22 protein-coding genes and 1 pseudogene are annotated in these 19,532 nt (G+C 36.2%); 6 read left to right on the top strand and 17 right to left on the bottom strand.

Annotation, left to right across the window (positions count from 1 at the left end; genetic code table 11):
- Nucleotides 1-18 precede the first annotated feature (18 nt).
- Nucleotides 19-684, top strand: a complete 666-nt coding sequence (locus A5889_RS13825; RefSeq protein WP_087639377.1) for an O-methyltransferase — start codon at nt 19-21, stop codon at nt 682-684.
- Between the two features lie 160 nt (nt 685-844).
- Here A5889_RS13825 and A5889_RS13820 read toward each other — a convergent pair whose 3' ends face one another.
- The 5 genes from A5889_RS13820 to A5889_RS13800 all read right to left on the bottom strand — a co-directional run bounded on the left by A5889_RS13820 (nt 845) and on the right by A5889_RS13800 (nt 4,191).
- The gene (locus tag A5889_RS13820; protein ID WP_087639376.1) at nt 845-1,903 is read right to left on the bottom strand and encodes a hypothetical protein; all 1,059 of its coding nucleotides are present in this window, start codon (nt 1,901-1,903) and stop codon (nt 845-847) included.
- A 458-nt stretch (nt 1,904-2,361) separates the two neighbouring features.
- Nucleotides 2,362-2,562: a cold-shock protein gene (locus A5889_RS13815; protein ID WP_087639394.1), complete on the bottom strand. Its 201-nt coding sequence runs from the start codon at nt 2,560-2,562 to the stop codon at nt 2,362-2,364.
- A 5-nt stretch (nt 2,563-2,567) separates the two neighbouring features.
- Nucleotides 2,568-3,164 carry a recombination mediator RecR gene (gene recR / locus A5889_RS13810; protein WP_087639393.1) on the bottom strand — a complete coding sequence of 199 codons (597 nt, stop codon included), beginning with the start codon at nt 3,162-3,164 and terminating at the stop codon, nt 2,568-2,570.
- A 465-nt stretch (nt 3,165-3,629) separates the two neighbouring features.
- The gene (locus tag A5889_RS13805; RefSeq protein ID WP_087639392.1) at nt 3,630-3,977 is read right to left on the bottom strand and encodes a DUF3969 family protein; all 348 of its coding nucleotides are present in this window, start codon (nt 3,975-3,977) and stop codon (nt 3,630-3,632) included.
- 40 nt (nt 3,978-4,017) lie between these two features.
- Entirely contained in the window at nt 4,018-4,191 is a 174-nt protein-coding gene (locus A5889_RS13800; RefSeq protein ID WP_176372733.1) for a hypothetical protein, read from the bottom strand.
- 211 nt (nt 4,192-4,402) lie between these two features.
- Between A5889_RS13800 and A5889_RS13795 the strand changes: the two genes are divergently transcribed.
- Both A5889_RS13795 and A5889_RS13790 read left to right on the top strand, forming a co-directional pair.
- Complete coding sequence (locus A5889_RS13795; protein ID WP_087639386.1) at nt 4,403-4,864, top strand: MarR family winged helix-turn-helix transcriptional regulator; 462 nt, start codon at nt 4,403-4,405, stop codon at nt 4,862-4,864.
- On the top strand, nt 4,854-5,465 hold the full coding sequence (locus A5889_RS13790; RefSeq protein ID WP_087639385.1) for a GNAT family N-acetyltransferase: 612 nt from the start codon (nt 4,854-4,856) through the stop codon (nt 5,463-5,465). The genes A5889_RS13795 and A5889_RS13790 overlap by 11 nt, the downstream gene beginning before the upstream one ends.
- Before the next feature lie 17 nt (nt 5,466-5,482).
- Here the strand turns inward: A5889_RS13790 and A5889_RS13785 are convergent.
- The 5 genes and pseudogenes from A5889_RS13785 to A5889_RS13765 all read right to left on the bottom strand — a co-directional run bounded on the left by A5889_RS13785 (nt 5,483) and on the right by A5889_RS13765 (nt 9,048).
- Nucleotides 5,483-6,480 (bottom strand): annotated as a pseudogene (locus A5889_RS13785) (IS30 family transposase).
- A 177-nt stretch (nt 6,481-6,657) separates the two neighbouring features.
- Nucleotides 6,658-6,999, bottom strand: coding sequence for a DUF3969 family protein (locus A5889_RS13780; RefSeq protein WP_087639374.1), 342 nt, complete (start codon nt 6,997-6,999; stop codon nt 6,658-6,660).
- Complete coding sequence (locus A5889_RS13775) at nt 6,993-8,312, bottom strand: T7SS effector LXG polymorphic toxin (protein ID WP_254909535.1); 1,320 nt, start codon at nt 8,310-8,312, stop codon at nt 6,993-6,995. Before A5889_RS13775 ends, A5889_RS13780 begins: the two co-directional genes overlap by 7 nt.
- Before the next feature lie 104 nt (nt 8,313-8,416).
- Entirely contained in the window at nt 8,417-8,770 is a 354-nt protein-coding gene (locus tag A5889_RS13770; RefSeq protein ID WP_087639372.1) for a DUF3958 family protein, read from the bottom strand.
- Nucleotides 8,767-9,048: a TIGR04197 family type VII secretion effector gene (locus tag A5889_RS13765; protein ID WP_087639371.1), complete on the bottom strand. Its 282-nt coding sequence runs from the start codon at nt 9,046-9,048 to the stop codon at nt 8,767-8,769. The genes A5889_RS13770 and A5889_RS13765 overlap by 4 nt, the downstream gene beginning before the upstream one ends.
- A 206-nt stretch (nt 9,049-9,254) precedes the next feature.
- Here A5889_RS13765 and A5889_RS13760 point away from each other — a divergent pair, with 206 nt between their 5' ends.
- Together A5889_RS13760 and A5889_RS13755 are read left to right on the top strand one after the other, a co-directional pair.
- Nucleotides 9,255-9,593 carry a darcynin family protein gene (locus tag A5889_RS13760; protein WP_087639370.1) on the top strand — a complete coding sequence of 113 codons (339 nt, stop codon included), beginning with the start codon at nt 9,255-9,257 and terminating at the stop codon, nt 9,591-9,593.
- A gap of 27 nt (nt 9,594-9,620) precedes the next feature.
- Entirely contained in the window at nt 9,621-10,061 is a 441-nt protein-coding gene (locus A5889_RS13755; RefSeq protein WP_087639369.1) for a MarR family winged helix-turn-helix transcriptional regulator, read from the top strand.
- Between the two features lie 151 nt (nt 10,062-10,212).
- Here the strand turns inward: A5889_RS13755 and A5889_RS13750 are convergent, their stop codons facing one another.
- From A5889_RS13750 to A5889_RS13735, 4 genes are all read right to left on the bottom strand, one after another.
- Entirely contained in the window at nt 10,213-10,863 is a 651-nt protein-coding gene (locus A5889_RS13750) for an HAD family hydrolase (RefSeq protein ID WP_087639368.1), read from the bottom strand.
- A gap of 87 nt (nt 10,864-10,950) precedes the next feature.
- Entirely contained in the window at nt 10,951-11,265 is a 315-nt protein-coding gene (locus A5889_RS13745; protein ID WP_087639367.1) for a YbaB/EbfC family nucleoid-associated protein, read from the bottom strand.
- Between the two features lie 15 nt (nt 11,266-11,280).
- The gene (dnaX, locus tag A5889_RS13740) at nt 11,281-13,035 is read right to left on the bottom strand and encodes a DNA polymerase III subunit gamma/tau (RefSeq protein ID WP_087639366.1); all 1,755 of its coding nucleotides are present in this window, start codon (nt 13,033-13,035) and stop codon (nt 11,281-11,283) included.
- A gap of 211 nt (nt 13,036-13,246) precedes the next feature.
- The gene (locus A5889_RS13735; protein ID WP_087639365.1) at nt 13,247-14,740 is read right to left on the bottom strand and encodes a helix-turn-helix domain-containing protein; all 1,494 of its coding nucleotides are present in this window, start codon (nt 14,738-14,740) and stop codon (nt 13,247-13,249) included.
- Nucleotides 14,741-14,980: 240 nt separating this feature from the next.
- On the opposite strand from A5889_RS13735, the gene A5889_RS13730 reads away from it, so the two are divergent.
- On the top strand, nt 14,981-16,003 hold the full coding sequence (locus tag A5889_RS13730; RefSeq protein ID WP_087639364.1) for an immunoglobulin-like domain-containing protein: 1,023 nt from the start codon (nt 14,981-14,983) through the stop codon (nt 16,001-16,003).
- A gap of 19 nt (nt 16,004-16,022) precedes the next feature.
- Here A5889_RS13730 and A5889_RS13725 read toward each other — a convergent pair whose 3' ends face one another.
- The 3 genes from A5889_RS13725 to galE are packed head-to-tail and all read right to left on the bottom strand — an operon-like array spanning nt 16,023 to nt 19,508.
- The gene (locus A5889_RS13725) at nt 16,023-17,009 is read right to left on the bottom strand and encodes a LacI family DNA-binding transcriptional regulator (RefSeq protein ID WP_087639363.1); all 987 of its coding nucleotides are present in this window, start codon (nt 17,007-17,009) and stop codon (nt 16,023-16,025) included.
- A gap of 16 nt (nt 17,010-17,025) precedes the next feature.
- On the bottom strand, nt 17,026-18,507 hold the full coding sequence (gene galT / locus A5889_RS13720; RefSeq protein ID WP_087639362.1) for a UDP-glucose--hexose-1-phosphate uridylyltransferase: 1,482 nt from the start codon (nt 18,505-18,507) through the stop codon (nt 17,026-17,028).
- A gap of 11 nt (nt 18,508-18,518) precedes the next feature.
- Nucleotides 18,519-19,508, bottom strand: coding sequence for a UDP-glucose 4-epimerase GalE (galE, locus tag A5889_RS13715; protein ID WP_087639361.1), 990 nt, complete (start codon nt 19,506-19,508; stop codon nt 18,519-18,521).
- Nucleotides 19,509-19,532: the final 24 nt, after the last annotated feature.

The raw sequence follows: 19,532 nt of genomic DNA, 5'->3' as shown, positions 1-19,532 counted from the left end.
GAAAAAGGAGTGAATCCGTTGGAACATTCATTCTCTGATGTAGATGCTTATTTTAGTGAAAAACTGGTAGGAAGCGACCCACTTTTTGACAAACTCCTACAAAATAACGCAAAGCACGGATTACCGCCGCACGATGTCTCTCCCAGTCAAGGAAAATTTCTCTATCTTCTTGCAAAAATCAAAGGAGCTAAACGAATTCTAGAGATCGGCACCCTAGGCGGTTACAGTACCTTGTGGTTTGCTAAGGCTCTTGAACCTGGTGGGGAAATAATTTCTCTTGAGTTTGATCCCAAACACGCGGCTGTTGCCAAAGAAAATTTAATGATGGCAAATGTTTCTGAACAAGTAACGATTCTGATCGGCGCAGCTGCAGAAAATCTCGATCGCTTAGCGGCCTCTGAAACTGTTCCATTTGACTTGATCTTTATTGATGCGGATAAAGAAAACAACTCTGTCTACTTAGAATATGCACTGAAATTAGCCAAACCAGGAACAATCATCATTGGCGATAATGTCGTACGTGATGGTGCTGTTCTAGACGCAAATAGCTCAGATGGCCGAGTGATTGGTGTACGCTCATTCATCGATGATCTTGCTGCCCATCCTGAATTGAGCTCAACAGCCATAGAAACCGTTGGTGTTAAAGGATATGACGGCTTCACGATCAGTATTGTTGAATTTTGATAGTCGTTCTCTAAGAAAAACCGAATAAAAATTATTTACTCATTAAAATTATGTCTAAAGAAAACTTTTAATAAAAAACTCCAAACTCAAATCACACGGATTTGTATCTGGAGTTTCAGTTTTGAATTCTGTTATATTTTTTCTAAAATATTTTTATTAATCACAGTTTACTTTCTGTTTCTGGATTTTCTACTAAATTAGCGCCCCACATACCTGCAAAAGAAGTAATAATCATTCCAAGGACCATAGCTATAAAACTCCAAATAGAAGCTTTTGCCACCGTATTTGAAGCATCTTCTGCTTTTTCTCTCGCTTCTTTGATCGTTTCATCCAAATCATCCTTAGCTTTTTCAAGATTAGTTTGGGCTGTTTCAATTTGTTTTTGTGCTTCGTCAGAGGCTTTTTGTAATTCATTATAAATGTTCTCTGTTGCTTGATCAGCTTCTTCTTTTGAAAGTTCCGTATTTGCTGAGACAGCATTTACAATCGCTTCACGATCAACAGAATCACCTATATTTTTTGCTCTTTCTTTTAAAGAGTTCCCAGTATCTTTAAAGATTTTATCAGCATTTTCTGGATCTTTTACTAATTCTTTGCCTGCATCTGTAATTTCATTAGTTGCTTCTTTCATTTGATCTTCTAAATAATTTGGTTGTAGTTCAGGGACATCAGTATCGGACAATACTTTTTTTACTTGAGATTGAAGTTCATCTGTATTCACTGACTGAACATTCTCTGTAACTTTATCGAAAGATTTACCAATTGTATCTGCAGTCCCAGACGCTACTGTCTGTATACCACTTCCTGTTGCTGAGACGATATCGCCAAATAAAGATCCTACTGCTGAAAAAGCTCCAATTGCTGTATACGAAAGAATAGCTACTAAAACTAAAACACTCGTTGCCCAAGTTAGAAAACCATGGAGTAACCCTATTCTTCGCGCTGCTACTCCGGCAATAAAGCCGCTACAAAATAAAGCCAAAATAAACGTTACAACTGTCCAAATTGTCAATCCAGTACCAACACCATCCAATGGATTATCAGAGGTTGGTTTAACTATACCAAAACCAATTGCTGAACCAATCAAACTTAATGTAATAAAGATTGCAAAGAATGAAACTAAACCAGCTACGATTGCTCCCCACGAAATATTCACGCCCGCGCCTTCATCAGGTGCCAAATAAGATACAAGTCCTCTTTTTCTTGTGTTCTTTTCCATAATTTCCATCCTTTCATAAAATATTCAAACCATTTGTACAATTATTACTATAAAGGCTAAAATTATTTGGTACAAATGATACGATTATCTATAAGAGAATACTCATAAAAAACAGAAAAGAGCTATATTTTTTTTCGCTTGAATTCACCTTTCCACGTTAAAATGTGTAAGTTTAAAAAGTTATGTATCAGATTTTATTCGTTTTATTGAATCGGAAAATTGAAATTCAACCCGAAATATTGCGCAACAATCACCAATTCTTTCATCTAAACTTTACTAATGTCCTTTATCTATTATCCAAATCCCATTTATTATTTTACTCTCAGTAAAAAAAGCCATAATAACTTGTGACATTTAACTAATTATACTTTATAAATATTAATGGTTTGTGTCCACATTGGACTTCTGCGATAACATTATCATCTCACATAAAAAAAGCCACACAATGGCGGCTTTTTTTATGCTTTATGGATGTTAACAGCTTGCATTCCACGTTGACCCTCTTCAGTATCAAAAGTTACTGCTTGACCTTCGTCTAGTGATTTAAATCCATCCGCTTGAATAGCTGAAAAGTGGGCAAACACATCTTGACCATCTTCTCCTGTGATAAAACCAAAGCCTTTGTCTGCATTAAACCATTTTACTGTACCGTTATTCATATATATTATAATTCTCGTCTTCCTTCGACTGCTTTTAATAGGGTCACTTCATCTGCATACTCAATATCACTACCCACAGATAGTCCATGTGCCAGACGAGTTACAGTAATTCCAGCAGGCTTGATCAAGCGGGAAAGATACATGGCTGTAGCTTCTCCCTCTGTCGTCGCATTCGTTGCAATAATGACTTCTTTGACTTCATCATCATGTAAACGCTGGATCAATGGCGCAATGTTGATATCTTCTGGTCCAGTTCCCTCCATCGGTGATAAAACTCCATGTAAAACATGATATAAACCATGATACTCACGCATTTTTTCCATTGCCATGACATCCTTGGGCTCTTCAACTACCAAAATAATACTGCGGTCACGCGTTTTATCCTGACAAATCTCACAAGGATCTTCTTCTGTGATATTTCCACATATACTACAAAAATGTAAATCGCGCTTCACACTGATCAACGCCTTAGCAAAAGCATTGACATCTTCTTCTTTCATATCAAGGGTATAAAAAGCTAAACGAACAGCTGTTTTTTGCCCGATTCCGGGTAATTTCATATAGCTTTCAACTAGTTTAGCAATAGGTTCAGGATAATGCATATTTTTTTAAACTTCCTTTCACATCAAGTGTTGATAGTGCCTATGATTTCAGGCGGTAACAAAAACAGTAACAACGTTTATTAAAAAACTAATAAGAATCAAGAATATCGCTTATATATTCAGGAAGTCTATCTAGGAAATCACTCATTGATCTTTATTTTTTCAAGCAGTTTTTTTCTACATTATTTCTCAGAACGTATATTGTACCATCTTTTTACCATAATTTCTCAATTACTTTTACTACTAACATCTCTTTATTTTCATATTTTCCATTTTAACATACTCTGCTGAGTATGATTAGTCAACACCATTGTAATGAGAAGTTTTGTCTGTGATTTTTCGTTTAGTTTAAATAATGATGAATTCTAGTAAGGCGACATATTTTGCTAATAATAAAGGTATACGAAAATTCATAGCATTTTTTGCTAAAAATTTTCGTATACCTAAATGAAAATTTTACTTACCTCAATTATTATCTAACCACTTCTTTACACTACACGGATCATCAAACGGCGCTATTTTTTTCAAACATTCTTTTGATTGCTCTTTCAACTCTCGTATTCCATCTTTTAATTTAGCTGGTCTTAAAGATTGAATATCTTCTAATTCGCATCCTAACTCTATAATTTCAATAACATCTTCACTTAATCCTTTTTCCTCTAGAATACTCACAGAATACGGACTGAACAAATAATTTTCACAATCCTCAATTGTTAACAACTCATTTTCCAAAGATTCTAAAAGTCCTATAGCCGTAACTAATATCAATCTCTCTGCTTCATTCTTTTTGACAACACTAAATTTTAATTCCATATCCATACCTCCTAAGGATTACTCCATCCTGATTTAACTTTCACTTCTGTATTTTCAGAACTTCGTTTTGCTTAATAGAAACTTCTAGACACTTTTCTATGTTTAACAAATCTTGTTGCGGCAATCGTGGAATATCCTTTCTTGCTTCATCTTTCGTTTTTTTAATTGCATTGGTTAATTCACCAATCGAAAATGCAGTCATCCATTTTTTCATTTTCCTATCTTCATACTACATAAAATAAGTATCTGATAAATCGGGCTTGTCCGACATAATAATCACCTTCCTTTAAGACAGTTCAACTATAAGAACATACATTTCCTTTGTCTACTAGAATTGTCTAATTAAGTGCAACAGTTACAAATTTGACATTAATATAAAATAGAAGTAATATAAAAGTACGATATCGCACTAAAAGGAGAAGCCTATGGATTATAAAAAAATAATGATTCGGTTGAATAATGCATTAAATCAGATTGATTTGGCATATTCAGATATAGCAAAAAAGAATGGACTGACTTTCAATTCTTTAATGTTGCTTTATATTGTCAATGATTCTGTTAACGTTACACAAAAACAGATTTGCGACAGGTTGCACCTTCCTAAATCTACCGTTCATAGTATTTTGAAAAACTTCATTAGTAAAAATTTGTTAGTGCTTGTTAATGGAAGTAACAAAAAAGAGAAATACATTCATTTCACTACGTCTGGTATTCAACAATTAGAAAAAGTTTTCAAAGAAATTGAACTATTCGAGAGCAATATATTATCGACCCTTGGCGTGGAAAAATGCTCGCAACTAATTACTATATCCGAACAACTTAGTAGTATCGTTGAAAATGAAATTATAGGAATAGAAAATACTGGAGGCAATAAAAATGGCAATTGAAATAAAAAAATTAGATAAAAAAGATTTTGGTAAAGCAATTGATTTTGCCATAGAGGGAATGAATTTTGATAAATACATTGACAATAAATTTGCACTCAGATTATATGGCAGGTTTTTTCTTTACACAGAACTAGAACGTTCTACACAAGTATTAGCTGCGTATATGGATGATAAACTAGTTGGTATTCTTATGGCAGATATTAAAAATGAACCGAAACATTATTCGTCAATTTGGAGAAAAATGTATATTCAAATATTTGAAATTCTTATGTCAATTCTTTCCATAAATGGAGCCGATACTTATGATGTAGCCAACAAAGAAATGTTTGAGGAATATTCGAAAGATATTACACCAGACGGTGAAATTTGTTTCTTAGCTACCGATCCTACAATACATAGAAAGGGAATTGGAACAATATTGATAAATGAAATTAGCAAACGTGAAAGAAATAAATTGATTTATCTATATACAGATGACAACTGCACTTATCAGTTTTATGAAAAAATGGGATTTAAACGTGATAAAGAAAAAGTTATCAAGATGGAAATTGCAGGTAAAGATATTCCTTTGACTTGCCTATTGTATAGTAAATTGTTGTAAAGTTTAAAAATTAGTAATTATCTTATTAGTAATTGTTGTCTGCTATAAAAAACTTCATAAGGGGTTTTCCAATTTAGGCATTTTCTTGGCCTATTGTTCAATTTATCAATAACTGATTCAATATATTCCTCTGAAACAGGCGTCATATCCGTGCGCTTTGGTAAATATTCACGTATTAACCCGTTGGTATTTTCATTTGTTCCACGTTGCCATGGAGACCAAGAATCTGCAAAATAGCAATCAATACCACATAATCACTAAAGTACTTATATTTTGCAAATTCTGGTCCTCTATCTGGTGTGATAGTTTTACATTGTTTCTTGTTTAGAGGAGATAATAATTGTATAATCATATCCCTTACACAAATTGGATCGTTTTTAAGAATTCTACCCGCTAACAAAAAACGAGATTTCCGATCAACTAATGTTACAAGGCAAGATTTCCCTCGATGTCCCAGTACAGTATCTGTTTCCCAGTGACCAAGTTCTTCTCTATTTTCAGCTTTAATTGGACGCTCATGAATCGTTTTCACATCAGTAAATCGTCCACGACGATCACCAATCCGTTTATTCACTGATTTTCTTCCTTTTCGTCTTAACATTTTGCGTGCCCCAGGACTACCTACAGGAAATCCTTCATCAAATAGACCACCGTAAATAGATCGATAAATAGTAGGATAACTAATAATAGATTCGTTACTTTCTAAATTAATTCTATTCGCTATCTGTTCTGGAGACCATTGGTCTTCAAAAAGTAGTTTGCGAATGGTTTCTTTATAGGGGGATTGATCCAATATTTTCTTTCGCCCACATTTCTGCTTATTCTTATGATACGATTTTTGTGCTTGAGAAGGCGAATAAGCTCTAAACTTTGTAGTATTCCTCTTAAGCTCTCTCATAATCGTTGAAGGGCTTCTTTTGATCAAACGTCCAATTCTACGAATAGTAAAACCAAAGCCATGATAGAGAAAGATCATTTCCCGCTCACGTATCGTAAGGTGTGTATATGAAGTCATAGCTAAATACCTCCTAGTCGATATAATTCGTCAACACCATTATAACAGGCTTTTCCACCTTCAATTTATAGTGTTGCACTTAAATTATACATTCTAGTAGTGTTAGGTTTTTTACTAATAGTAAAGGTATACGAAAATTTTCAGCTCTTTTTTTGCTAAAGATTTCCGTATACCTAATCAATTAATATCATAAATAGGTGAGTTTAGTCCATCATCTTCCCTAAATTTATTTATATTACTTATTATCAATTCCTTGTTCATTTTTTCAATTTCTCTAATTGATGTTTCTAATTTTTCAGGAATTAAGCTTGCAACATCTTCTAATTCACTGCCTAAGTGAATCGCTGAACCTAATTCAGGAAACTTAGCTTCTAATTTTTCTATATTAAAAGGCTGATACAACAATGCCATCGCATCATCATAATTTAATATTCCTTCCTCAATACATTTCAATAGTCCTAAAGAGACAATAGACAAATATATTTCAGTTGTATTTTGATCTTTTAAATTAATTACCATCCTGTACTCCACTTTCCTTTCACTTTTACGTTAAACACTCTACCAGATTTACTTTCAAAATAATGAATGGATATTCTCTTTCCTGATTTATCGTAACCATTTTTATATACCTTTTTCCATTCCCCAGCTTCAACTCGCCTTAATCCATCTAGAATCGACCCATTATTTACTTTAACTTTTTTTGTACCATTTTTTACTCCAGTAAACCCTTCCGGATATTGTGGCGCATCTTTTATTCCATTATACGTATTTTTGACTTCAAAATTACTATAGTTATCACCACTCATAATATTTTGAACACTCATACCACCAACTGCTGTTGCATGTGCCCAAACACCTAATGTATTTGCCCCCACCGCTGGAATTGCACCTAGACTAGCCCCTCCAGTTGCAGGTGCGGTGACAAGACTACCAGCCGTACCACCAAATAACCACATAGCACCACCGACATATTCCGCACCAGCTTGAAATACACCTAATAAGTTTCCTACAAACACACCTTCATTATACCCTTTATGCTGTTGCAGGGAGTCTTTTACATCTCTTTCTCCAAAAAGACCATCCAACAATGCTTTCACACCATTGTTTTCTAAAACCTGATAGCTTGCTCCAGCTAGAAAAGATTTTAATGATTTTAAATCGTCTTTTGCGATTTCAACTGCTAATTCATTCGTTGCATCTTTATCTAGCTTACCATTTCTATAGACTTCATAAAATGTTTCACCATTTTGAAGCGTTACTTTTTTCACTTCTAAATTATCTGCATGCCGTTCTTCATACTCAGCCCATTTCGCAGAGATCGTGTTTTTCCACGAAAGATTTTTCGGCACTATAAACGTTCCTGTTGCCCCATTCCAAGCGGTATTAGCTTGTGCTAAACCCTGATTGACCGCTTGCTGTAAACTAGCGATTTCAGAAAAAATAGAAGAGGAACTTCCGTTAAATGCCAACAATTTTTGTAGCTGTTCTTCTAGTTTCTGTTTTGTCGCACTATACATGCCGATCAACGCTGCATTTCCTAATAGCTGAAATGCTTTGGTTGCATCTGGTGTTTTGGACGAATGTAATTCTCTACGAATATTTTCCGCCTGACTCAATAATTGATCTGCTTTACGAATATTTTCTTCCAATTCTGATTGTTTCAAATCGCCACTATCCACTTGAGAAATATATTCTTCTGGAAATTTCTTAACGGCTTGCTCAACAGCTTCTGATAATAATATACCCCCTTGTGCTAAAGGATACAGCACCGTATTAAAATAAGCCTTCGCCGAATCATACGCTTTCCCCGTCAAAAAAGGACTTCCGACCACAAAATCAGTGATTGCTTTTTTGTAATTCTTGATACCCTTCTGTTTGTGCCTTACACATTGAAGACACGCTAGAAGCTTGACTTTGAGACGATGAAACATACATATCAACACTCATTCGTATCCTCCTCTACTAATAATTTTCTCTTTTCATAATCGATATCCTCTAGTTGGTCTAGCACTCTCTTCTTTTGATCATGGAGTTCTGTTTCATCTATTTCCAAATGTTCCAGTATTTTCCTTGATTCTTGAGAATATTCATCCATCAAAGATTGATAAAATGTGCCTTGCTCGTTTTTATGGAATAAATAGCATAGATTATCTAAAAAATGACGTGCTTCATGAAGGTGTTGTTCATAGCTTTCTTTTATCCGCCTTACTTGCTTTTCTTCATTTGCAATCGATTCTTCTTTTGACTGCAATTGCTGTTCTTCTTTTTGCAGTATTTCTAATTGCTTCATTTACCTAGACCTCGAATCATCGTATTCGCTACTTTTTGATCCAGCGCTTCAAACTCCTTTGCTACACTTTGAAGATTACTGGAAGCTTGAAAAACTGCTTGTGCAATTTTTGTGGCTGTTTCTTGAGCTGTCGTGATTGCTTCCTGCGCATTTGTATTACCTGCCACAGTTGTTTGAGTATCTTTAGTAATCGAAGCTGATTGAATCAATTTATCTGTTGCACCCTTTAAAGCAGTAGCCTTTTGACTAGCACCAGTAAAATCACTTTGTATCTTCATAAAATTATCCACCTTTTTATAAAATATATCATACAAAAATAATATCACATGCCTATTTTTTTGGATAGATAATATTCACTTTAAGTAGCTAAAAAACTGATAAGTATTTTTCATCGATCTTAACTCTATTTCAATAAAGCATTTAGTTGACTTAATCAACTAAACGCTTTATTATTATCATATATTAATGAGAAAGGATGTTTTTTATGAAATATACATTTATTGTTTTATTAGAATTTTACCCAAAATGGCTAAAGCTTTCTCGAGAAGTTCGAAATGAACAGGCTAAAAAATTACTTTCTGTTATTGATAGATATCCAGCTATCTCAGTTCGGTTCTTCGACGCAGAAGCTTTTCCAGGTGCTAACTACACAGATTTTACGATTTGTGAAACAACCGATTTAGCAGCTTACCATTTTATGTGGGAAGAAATACGTGATACAGATCTTTATACTGAAAGCTACTTTAAAATAAAAGAAGTCATTTTTGGGATAGAAGACGCTTTCAAAGAATTTGAAAAACAAAAATTGCCGCTCGTAACATAATCTATAAATGGAAAAGAGGTTTCTCTAATGAATAACGATGCTATCCTTGGTAAATGGATTGACCGTGTTTATCGTCAACTTTTACATGTAAACAAAACAAAAATCAAAGAATTTGATATTAGCCCAGCGGATTACAATTATTTTCTCACTATTGAAGAATATCCCGGTTGTACTCAAAATTTTCTTGCAGAAAAAAGAATGGTCGATAAAGGTTTGGTCGCTAGAGTCGTTAAAACATATACTGAAAAAGGCTATATCATAAAAAAACAGAGTTTACAAAAGAAAAGTTCTTATAATCTATTTCTTAGTGACTCTGGTAAGCAGCTAGTAATCGACATGAGAAAAGCTATTACAACGACAGAAAATTATTTAGAAGAACAGGATGGCAGCAAAAATTTCGTAGATTTGATTGACCATTTAAAACGAATCTCTATGTATCTTGAACAACAAAACAATAACTATGAATAAAAAAAGAGTGTGAATTAAAATAATCTCTAAAAGTTGTATTTTTCAGGTACAACCTTTGGAGATTATTTTATGGATTCAAATCAAAAAATAACTTTAAACAAATCCTTTTTTATTTTTTATCACGGCATTTCGAAAATTTCATGAACTATTTTTAACCGATCCAAGAAAGAAGTTCCTTTGGTTCATCGATCAGTAAATCAGGTCGTTCTTTCGCCAATTCTGCTTTCGCGTGGCTGCCCCATGTCACCCCGCAAGTTCCGACTTCTGCCGCTTTGCCCATTTGGATATCAAAAATAGCATCGCCTACTATTAGCGTTTGAACTGGATTCATCGAATATTTTTTTAGTAAATAATGAATACCTTCTGGGTCGGGCTTATAGTTAGACACTTTATCAGAACCCACGATTTCCGTGAAATAATCACTAATAGTCAACGACTCTAAATTTCTTTTTAGCACATCTGTCTTTTTACTCGATACGACAAACAGCACTTTTTTATGTGTTTTTAACGTTGTTAGTAACTCTTTGATCCCTGGAAAAATCTTTAGATAGTCGTTTTCGTATTCTTTGTAGCTAGTTCGAAATAAGCCAAGCAGTTCGTCAAATTCATTTTGTGAAAGAGCTCGGTTCGACATTTCCTTAAATGATTTTTCAATCGGTATGCCCATATAATATTCAATCGTTTCTTTTTTTGGGATCGTCAGTCCCATTTTTTTAAACGCTTCTTCTGTTGCTTTAAACCCACACTCTTTTGAGTCTCCTAACGTTCCGTCAAAATCAAAAATCACATACTCATAGCTCACGCTTCAACACTCCTTTTATTCCCTTTTTCTAGACAAAAAAACGCAGAACCATGCAGTTATGCGATTGGCTCTACGTTTTTATTTCGTTTAAAATCCTGGTAATCCTTTAGTGTATTTACCCATTGTTGCTTCTGATTCCTTGTCAACTTTAGCTAAAGCATCATTGACTGCCATGATCACAAGATCTTGAAGCATGTCGATATCTTCTGGATCTACAACATCTTCTTTGATAGAAATGTCTTTCATTTTACGGTCACCAGTGAAAGTTGCTGTGACTAATTCGTTGGTTGATGCACCGATAAATTCTCTTTCGTTTAATTCAGCTTGCGCTTTTTCCATGTCCTTTTGCATTTTTTGGACTTGCTTCATCATTCCTTGCATATTGCCCATGCCTCGCATCATATTTATCGTCTCCTCTTAATCATTTATTACTTCAACGAGCTCTGAGCCAAAAATGGCAATCGCTTCGTCTACTACTTGATTGTTCACTTCTTGCGGTAATTCTTCTTCGTCTGTCAGTAAATGGGCACCTTCGCTTGATGTATCCTGTTCGTTTGCTGTCTGATCATTACCACTGTCTTTGTTTTGACTAATGAATGATTGTCGTAATTTTGGCCAGCTTTCTTTTGTGATGCAGACCATCTCCGGTGCATAATTAGCTAAACGACTAAGATTATTATGCAATGCTAATTGCAGCTCTTCGTCCTCCATAGCACGTCCACAAACGATTTCATATTCAAAAGCAATCACTAAACCTTTGGGACCTGCTGCGACCGGTTCACTAGCCTTCAGCATTGCCCGTTGTGTTACTGACATCATTTGCAGCAGATCATCCCACACATTTTTAACATTCAGCAAATGATCTTTAGTTGCCTCATTCAAGACCTTATAAACCATTTCTGTCGGGATCCTTAAGGTACTCTTACTGCTTGTGGCCCGTGTTGTTTTAACAGGCTCAGCTTCTTTAGCTGCAACACCGTTTTTCTTTAAATCAATCAATTCTTTTTGCAGCTGTTCGATTTGTTGTTGTAGTCCATTGATATCTTCAGTGGCTGCCTGCGGGACATTTTCATTTGTCATGATCGCAGGTTTGACTGCTTTAGCCAGCTTGACCGTTGCGACTTCTAAATAAATATTGGCATTATTTGTAAAACGAATATCGTTTTGAGTCTCACTTAAAATTTGGATCATTTGATAAATTTTTTCAGCATCTGTTTGACCAGCCAGTTCTTTAAACTGATCCGTCAAATTTCCGACTTTTTCCGCCAAGAGCTTTGGTGCTTGCTGGAACATCAATAAATCACGGCAATATAATAGTAAATCTTCTAAAAAGCGTCGGGCCTCTTTTCCTGAACCCAGAATACTTTCTAACGTTTCCAACGCTTTTTCGACGTCACCTGCGGTACAGCTTGAAATGTACTGATCCATCATTTCATATGTCAAACTACCTGTGACCTGCATCGCATCTGTCAGTGTGACCTTTTCATCACTAAAGGAAATCGTTTGATCTAAAATACTCAATGCATCCCGCATCCCGCCTTCGGCTGCGCGACCGATCACATATAATGCCTGCTCTTCAAACGCTACATTGATTTGATTTAAAATGTATGCCATATGATCGACAATATCTTGCGTCCCAATACGCTTAAAATCAAAACGCTGTGTTCTAGAGATGATCGTTAATGGGATTTTATGAGGTTCTGTCGTCGCTAAAATGAAAATAACATTTTGAGGCGGTTCTTCTAGCGTTTTCAACAGTGCATTGAAAGCGCCGGTTGACAGCATATGTACCTCATCGATGATATAGACTTTATATTCAGCTTGGGTCGGCGCATATTTAGCTTTATCACGAATATCACGAATTTCTTCAACACCATTATTACTGGCCGCATCGATTTCGATGACATCATTTAAACGACCTTCAGTGATCGCGATACATGTTTCACATTCATTACATGGCTCGCCATCCACACTGTGCTTACAGTTGATGGCTTTTGCAAAAATTTTCGCCGCACTAGTTTTTCCTGTTCCTCTGGGGCCGGTAAATAAATAGGCATGTGAGGTTTTCTTTTGCACGATGGCATTTTTTAAAGTTTGAGTAATTGCTTTTTGTCCTACTACATCATCAAAGCGCTGCGAACGCCAGACACGATACAAAGCTTGATAAGCCATGATTTACCCCTCCCTCGAAATTTCACTAGTTACTATTATACGTGATTTTTACAGATAAGGCATTAAAAAAATGTTAAAGCTGTGATAGTTTTCCTATGTCCCGCTCTAAGTTCCTTTGTTCCTACTCTTAAACCGATCCATGTACCAAGACAATTTTCTAACAAGCAATTAACAAACACGCGTTATTTTAAAATCAAAAAAATAATCGTTCTCATGAATTCAAATATTGCACATCTTTTGGTAGTACTAATCTTTTTCTATCAATGAAACTTCTTAGATCCATGATATTTTTAAAGGAAGGAATATCCTCTACGATCATATTGACTCCCTCGGTTATATGTGTTAGCGCATAATTTGAAATGTACAGATCGAATGTATTGTCTTCTGTTTGCAGCGGTTGGTCATAATAATGATATTCTTGGATCGTCATTGAAATTTTGTCTCTAAAATTATCATGTAAAATCGAACCTAACAGCTTCGCATGATCTTTCCCTAGATCACTAAGCACCAAAACAGATACTTGATGACGTTTTGCATCAGATTGCTCTGTTAACTGATCCCAGCGAATCGATATTTCATGCAGCATTTCGTTAAAATACATCGATTCCCAAGGAAAATTCGTCTTTTTTTCCAAATCGCTCAATGCTTTCGTTACCACAGCACCTAAAACCACATAAGTCTGTCTAATTATTTTGCTCGAATATAAAAAACGATCGTACACCATATACTTTTTATAGGGAAACATTTTATGTTTTGCGTAAATATGTTCAACTAGATTAACGATACTTGCTCTACTCGCAGCTGAAATCTCGATCTTCAATGCATTCTTGATCGTATCGACTAAATCATTTCCTTGATTGAGTATATTTTCTTTTTCCTGTAAATTATCCCAACCAAAATCCCACCAAAAAATCGAATAACAAAAATCTTCATACCAATTCTCAGGTAAAACGATCTCTAAAGGCTTTAAGATTGCTTCGACATCTTTCTGATATTTTTTGATATCGATCGTTTTTTTGACAAAGCTGTGGATAGGGTCTCTTCTATCCTTGATCAAAAATCCCTGAGATTCACGAATGATCGTTACTGCGATCGAGTTGACCAAATGAACAAGCTGGCCATCATTCAATTCTAAATCAAATTTAGCAGCTATTTTGTCCGCAAGAGCAAATATTTTAGCTCGGTCAAACGGAAAAGGCCAGTCTCTGGTTCCATAAACTTCTATGAAATACGAGGTAAAAAAGTAACGAACTTTTCGTTCATCTTTTCCATAAACATAATATGGCGAACGACTCATGTTGATTTTTCGATCTTTCAGCGCAGACAATATCGAATTCGACAGACGGTATAAACTGGAATTACTTAAATAGATTTTTTCTTCCCAATAAGCTGCTGATTGATTCGGTTGAAAGAAAATCGATTCTAGTAATGTAAACGCATTCGATTCTTTGATGATTTCTATATAAATATCATGTATCGAATGGTACGGTGACGTAATCAACCGAATGCCGTATTTTCTTGAAACTTCTAATGTAAAATAATCTGACCAACGATCCTCTATGTACTGACAATCCAGCATAACTGTTTTTTTGGAACAATCGATTTTTTCAGCTAATTCTTCCGATGTGACCCATCCATTTGGTTCATCCAATAAATTCAATAACAGAACTCTACGATGCATTGCTGGTGACAATAATCTTTCCATTTTTCCCCCTCTTTTCAATTTAATGTACATTTCTTCAAATTTTTCCAATGATGAGGAATATTTTGAAGAAATCCTTATTTGACAATAAGTATAGCATTATTTTGCCCTTTTTTGAATCGATTGAAAGCGCAACTCAATTGGATTATTCAAAAACAGCTTTTATTATATAAGTGTAAAAAACGAGGATTTAAAGTTTATCGATAAATGGAAAATCTCACCACTTTTTTGGAGGGATTAGACATGAAAAAAAACACAATAAAACAAACGATCATCGCTGGTTTCATCACTATTTTAGGTGTAGCCTTATTTATCGGCGGCTACATTTGGACAGATACTATCAGTAGAGCAAACACTCCGGATCCTTCATCTAAAACAACAAAAATCCATCTTATAAAAAATGTACCGACAGACCAGGATATGAAGAAATTAGTCGCAACTCCTAAGAAAAAACAAATGAAAGAAAAAATAGTAGCAGTCAATGTAAAAAAAGATACGATCGCTCCCTTGATCGACGTCCCTGAAGTAACACTCGAACAAGACGCACAGGTCGATATTTATGATGGCGTTAGCGCAACCGACGATCATGATGGTGATCTTACAGCCAAAGTATCAGCAGAAAATACGTTAGATACTTCAATTATCGGCGATCAAACGATTCACTTTTCTGTTACAGATCAAAATGGAAACACCGGTCATGCTGATCGACTCTATCATATTGTTGCTAAAAACGAACCTATCGCTGTTACTCCAGCTCCTGTCGAAGATACCACGATTGCACCAACTCCTGAAGCACAAACAACCGCTGCTTCTGCCACAGCAACCCCTGAACCAGCGTCAACTCCAGCTTATGCTCCTATGACATTGACGATGAATGGACAAACGATTCCTTATCAAAATGGCGGTCAAGGCAGTGGTCAAAGTATTATCGATTCAAATCCCGGCGGTGTTGCTTCCACTTGGGGCGGTGCGGCTGTCCAATCAGGAGATGACGGACAAAATACCCACTTCATCGGACACAATCCCGGCATCTTCTCTAATTTATTTTCCTTAGGCGCAGGCAGCCAAATCGTTGTGACTGATGCAACTGGTGCACCAACAACTTACACTGTACAGACGTTATTGCAGCTAGACGATTATGGCAACGAAGTTGGTACTGGAACAAGCTATTGGGATTTCACGGTTGGTACTGGTGGTGGTGAACGAATCACCTTACAAAGCTGTATCAATGATGATGTGAATTTGTTTGTCATTGCTTATAAATAAGAAAGAGCATCTACGAATATTATCTCGTAGATGCTCTTTTGATCAATTCGGTAGCAACTGTGATTTTTCTTGCCACTGGTGCTGCTTCTTCTATAATGGAAAAAATGGTTGCTACTGCCAGTTCCCCCATCCATTCAGTATGAATCTTCACTGTAGTCAATGCTGGGCTCACATATTTTGCTACACTGATGTCATTAAAGCCAATCAGTGAAATATCTTCCGGCACTCGATAGCCCAGTTCCTGAATCGCCTTTAAAGCACCGACCGCTAGTGCATCACTTGAAACAAAAAAGGCAGAAGGATACTCTTTCGGATGCTGTTTTAGGTACTCTTTCATCACTTCATATCCACTGTTGACAGTAAATTGTGCTTTCAAGATATATGCTTCATTCAATAACTCTTTGGATGCTAATATTTCTCTAAAGACCGTTAGACGTTTATCTTCCAAAGGCGTCAGACAGCCTTTGGTACGTTCTTCACCAGATAAAATACCGATTTCTTGATGTCCCTGCTGAATAAAATAATTCAAAACAGTGGATACACTTTGCTGAAAATCGACGACAAGCGAGTTATAGCCCCAATCTAACGCATCAAAATCAACAAATAGCAGGTTGCTGTTTAACTCAAATAAGGCATCAGCCTGTTCTTGATCAAACTTACCCAACGCTAAAATACCATCAACAGCTTCATCATTCAGCTCTTCCATTGAACGCTTGATCAACTCGATTCCCAGTTCCTCTGCTTTTTTTTCGATGCCTAAACGAATCGAGAGATAATAAATATCTTCTAACTCTTCAGCCTCGTCGTACCACTGAATAAATAGAAGCTTAGCCTTCGCTTTTTTACTTACTTTTTTATGCTTGGTGTAATTCAACTTTTCAGCTGCTTCAAAGATTTTCTGTTTGGTTTCAAGTCCTACTGAAAGCGTAGGATCATAATTTAATACTCTAGACACGGTTGCTGGTGAAACGTTCGCTAACTCTGCGATATCTTTGATCGTTGCCATTTTCTCACCTGCCTTCTTATAAAATATCTATAAATCGCTTAAAGGCAGCCTGGCCTTCTATCGTCCGTTTATATACACCTGCATCTGCTAAGACACGAGCAAAAATTTGACCCACTTCTGTTTGAATGATATCTTTCGCATTCTGATCATCGAACGTATACTTTTCTTTCATTTGGTCGGCCCATAATTTATGATAATCCGCTATTTGATGGTCTTGTTCAAGAACATATTTTTCGACTTCATGCAATTCTTCATTTAAACGCGGAGGTAAAACAGCTAGTCCCATTACCTCGATCAGACCGATGTTTTCTTTTTTGATATGCTGCACGTCCTGATGAGGATGAAAAATACCATCTGGATACTCAGCTGTTACATTGTTATCACGTAAAACTAAGTCCAATTCAAACAACGGGCCTTTACGTCTAGCAATTGGTGTGACCGTATGATGAGGGGTGCCATCCTCAGAAAAAGCCTGAATCGATACGTCTTCATCGGAATAATGACGCCATTTTTCTAAAATATATGCTGCTGCTTCGATTAGATCCTCAGACTTGGGACTTTGCAGCCGAATGACTGACATTGGCCATTTGACGATTCCAGCATTCATCAATGGAAATTCTTTTAATTCAAAATAATATTCGATGTCTGCTTTTTCCATAGGGAACACGTGACGGCCGGCCTGGTAATGATCATGGCTTAAAATAGAACCCCCAACGATCGGCAAATCAGCATTTGAACCAACAAAATAATGAGGCAGCACTTCTGTGATTTTTAGCAAACGACGAAAAGTGTCTTTAGAAATCACCATTGGCCGATGCTCCTCTGACAAAATGATCGCATGCTCGTTATAATATGCATATGGAGAATATTGAAATCCCCAGCTCTCTCCGTCAAGATTCATTCGGATAATACGATGATTCGTTCTTGCCGGATGATCGATACGTCCTTTATAGCCTTCATTTTCCATACATAATAGGCATTTAGGGTAATCAACTTTTACTGCTTGGCGCTCTGCTGCAATCTGTTTGGGATCTTTTTCCGGTCGGGATAAATTGATTGTGATTTCAAGATCGCCATACTCTGTTTTTGCCGGAAAAAGAATATTCTTAGCGATCGCGCGTGTTTTGATGTAGTCATTTTCCTTACTCAATTTATAAAAATAATCAGTTGCTGCGGCAGGATCTTTCTCATAATACTGAGCAAAAAGTGCATTAACAACAGATGGCGGCGGTGTTAAAAAATCCATTAGTTGTGCTTCAAAAATCTCTCGTGCAGAAACATCATTTTCTACAGCTCCATTTTTTACTGCTTCGCTTACTAATTCATCCAGTAACTCTAATGAGCTTTTACTGACCACTTGAGGAGCAACGGTTTCTATAGATTCCGCTCCGATCATTCCGAGAATTCGATTTTGCAAATATAAACGGTCAAGGTCCATCCAGCCGCCTGCTTGGATCGCAAGTGTTACAAAGTCGGTAATCGTTTGACTCATCGACATCATTGTTCCTCCTAGTCTTCATAGCCCTTCGGATGACTGATATGCCAGTCCCAAGCTGTTTTGATGATTTCTTTGATATCTGTTACTTTAGGCTGCCAGCCTAAAATTTCTTTTGCTTTTTCACTTGAAGCAACCAATTTACTAGGATCTCCAGTTCGGCGCGGTAAAATTTTTGCTGGAATCTCTTTTCCTGTCACTTCACGAGCTGCCTCCAGCATTTCCTTCACTGAATAGCCATTATTGCTGCCAAGATTGAAGATATTGCTTTCGTTGCCGTTTTGTAAATACTCTAATGCAGCAATATGAGCAGCAATCAAATCTTCGATGTAAACATAGTCACGGATACACGTCCCATCCGCCGTATCATAATCATCGCCATAAATTCCTAAGTATTCTCGTTGACCTAATGCCGCTTGTAAAATGATCGGTACTAAATGGGTCTCTGGATCATGATCTTCTCCGATCGATGCATCAGCTTTTGCCCCAGCCACATTAAAATAGCGTAACGCAACATAGCGCATTCCGTATGCTTGATCACACCACTTCATCATTTTTTCCATCATTAGTTTACTTTCACCATACGGATTTTCCGGATTCGTAGGCACTGTTTCTACGATCGGCATTGCTTTAGGTTCACCATAGGTTGCAGCGGTTGAAGAAAAGACGATTTGTTTTACACCAAACTCCGCCATCACTTCTAATACAACCTGAGTTCCATAGACATTATTGTTGAAATAGATCAACGGTTTTTCAACCGACTCACCAACAAGAGAGCTTGCTGCAAAATGAATGACGCCGTCAATCGATTCTTTCTTAAAAATATCCTGCATAAATGCTTTATCTCGAATATCTCCTTGGTAGAAAACAGCCTGTTCATGAACCGCCTGCTTATGACCTGTTTGAAGATTATCAACGACTATAACTTCATAATTTTTATTAATTAATTGATCCACAGCGTGGGAACCAATATAACCGGCACCGCCTAATACTAAAATTGACATGGTATTGCCTCCTTGGATTTTCTT

It is taken from the genome of Enterococcus sp. 9D6_DIV0238, from assembly GCF_002174455.2.
Classification (GTDB): Bacteria; Bacillota; Bacilli; order Lactobacillales; family Enterococcaceae; genus Enterococcus_L; species Enterococcus_L dunnyi.
This window is presented reverse-complemented; position numbering and strand designations above follow the sequence as displayed.

Coding starts and splice junctions, on each gene's coding strand:
- A5889_RS13755 (WP_087639369.1), top strand. CDS start 9,621: ATGAATAACGATGCTATCCTTGGTAAATGGATTGACCGTGTTTATCGT.
- A5889_RS13790 (WP_087639385.1), top strand. CDS start 4,854: ATGGCAATTGAAATAAAAAAATTAGATAAAAAAGATTTTGGTAAAGCA.
- A5889_RS13805 (WP_087639392.1), bottom strand. CDS start 3,977: ATGGAATTAAAATTTAGTGTTGTCAAAAAGAATGAAGCAGAGAGATTG.
- A5889_RS13745 (WP_087639367.1), bottom strand. CDS start 11,265: ATGATGCGAGGCATGGGCAATATGCAAGGAATGATGAAGCAAGTCCAA.
- galE (WP_087639361.1), bottom strand. CDS start 19,508: ATGTCAATTTTAGTATTAGGCGGTGCCGGTTATATTGGTTCCCACGCT.
- A5889_RS13820 (WP_087639376.1), bottom strand. CDS start 1,903: ATGGAAAAGAACACAAGAAAAAGAGGACTTGTATCTTATTTGGCACCT.
- A5889_RS13730 (WP_087639364.1), top strand. CDS start 14,981: ATGAAAAAAAACACAATAAAACAAACGATCATCGCTGGTTTCATCACT.
- recR (WP_087639393.1), bottom strand. CDS start 3,164: ATGCATTATCCTGAACCTATTGCTAAACTAGTTGAAAGCTATATGAAA.
- A5889_RS13765 (WP_087639371.1), bottom strand. CDS start 9,048: ATGAAGATACAAAGTGATTTTACTGGTGCTAGTCAAAAGGCTACTGCT.
- dnaX (WP_087639366.1), bottom strand. CDS start 13,035: ATGGCTTATCAAGCTTTGTATCGTGTCTGGCGTTCGCAGCGCTTTGAT.
- A5889_RS13735 (WP_087639365.1), bottom strand. CDS start 14,740: ATGGAAAGATTATTGTCACCAGCAATGCATCGTAGAGTTCTGTTATTG.
- A5889_RS13795 (WP_087639386.1), top strand. CDS start 4,403: ATGGATTATAAAAAAATAATGATTCGGTTGAATAATGCATTAAATCAG.
- A5889_RS13760 (WP_087639370.1), top strand. CDS start 9,255: ATGAAATATACATTTATTGTTTTATTAGAATTTTACCCAAAATGGCTA.
- A5889_RS13770 (WP_087639372.1), bottom strand. CDS start 8,770: ATGAAGCAATTAGAAATACTGCAAAAAGAAGAACAGCAATTGCAGTCA.
- A5889_RS13800 (WP_176372733.1), bottom strand. CDS start 4,191: ATGAAAAAATGGATGACTGCATTTTCGATTGGTGAATTAACCAATGCA.
- A5889_RS13725 (WP_087639363.1), bottom strand. CDS start 17,009: ATGGCAACGATCAAAGATATCGCAGAGTTAGCGAACGTTTCACCAGCA.
- A5889_RS13780 (WP_087639374.1), bottom strand. CDS start 6,999: ATGGTAATTAATTTAAAAGATCAAAATACAACTGAAATATATTTGTCT.
- A5889_RS13815 (WP_087639394.1), bottom strand. CDS start 2,562: ATGAATAACGGTACAGTAAAATGGTTTAATGCAGACAAAGGCTTTGGT.
- galT (WP_087639362.1), bottom strand. CDS start 18,507: ATGTCGATGAGTCAAACGATTACCGACTTTGTAACACTTGCGATCCAA.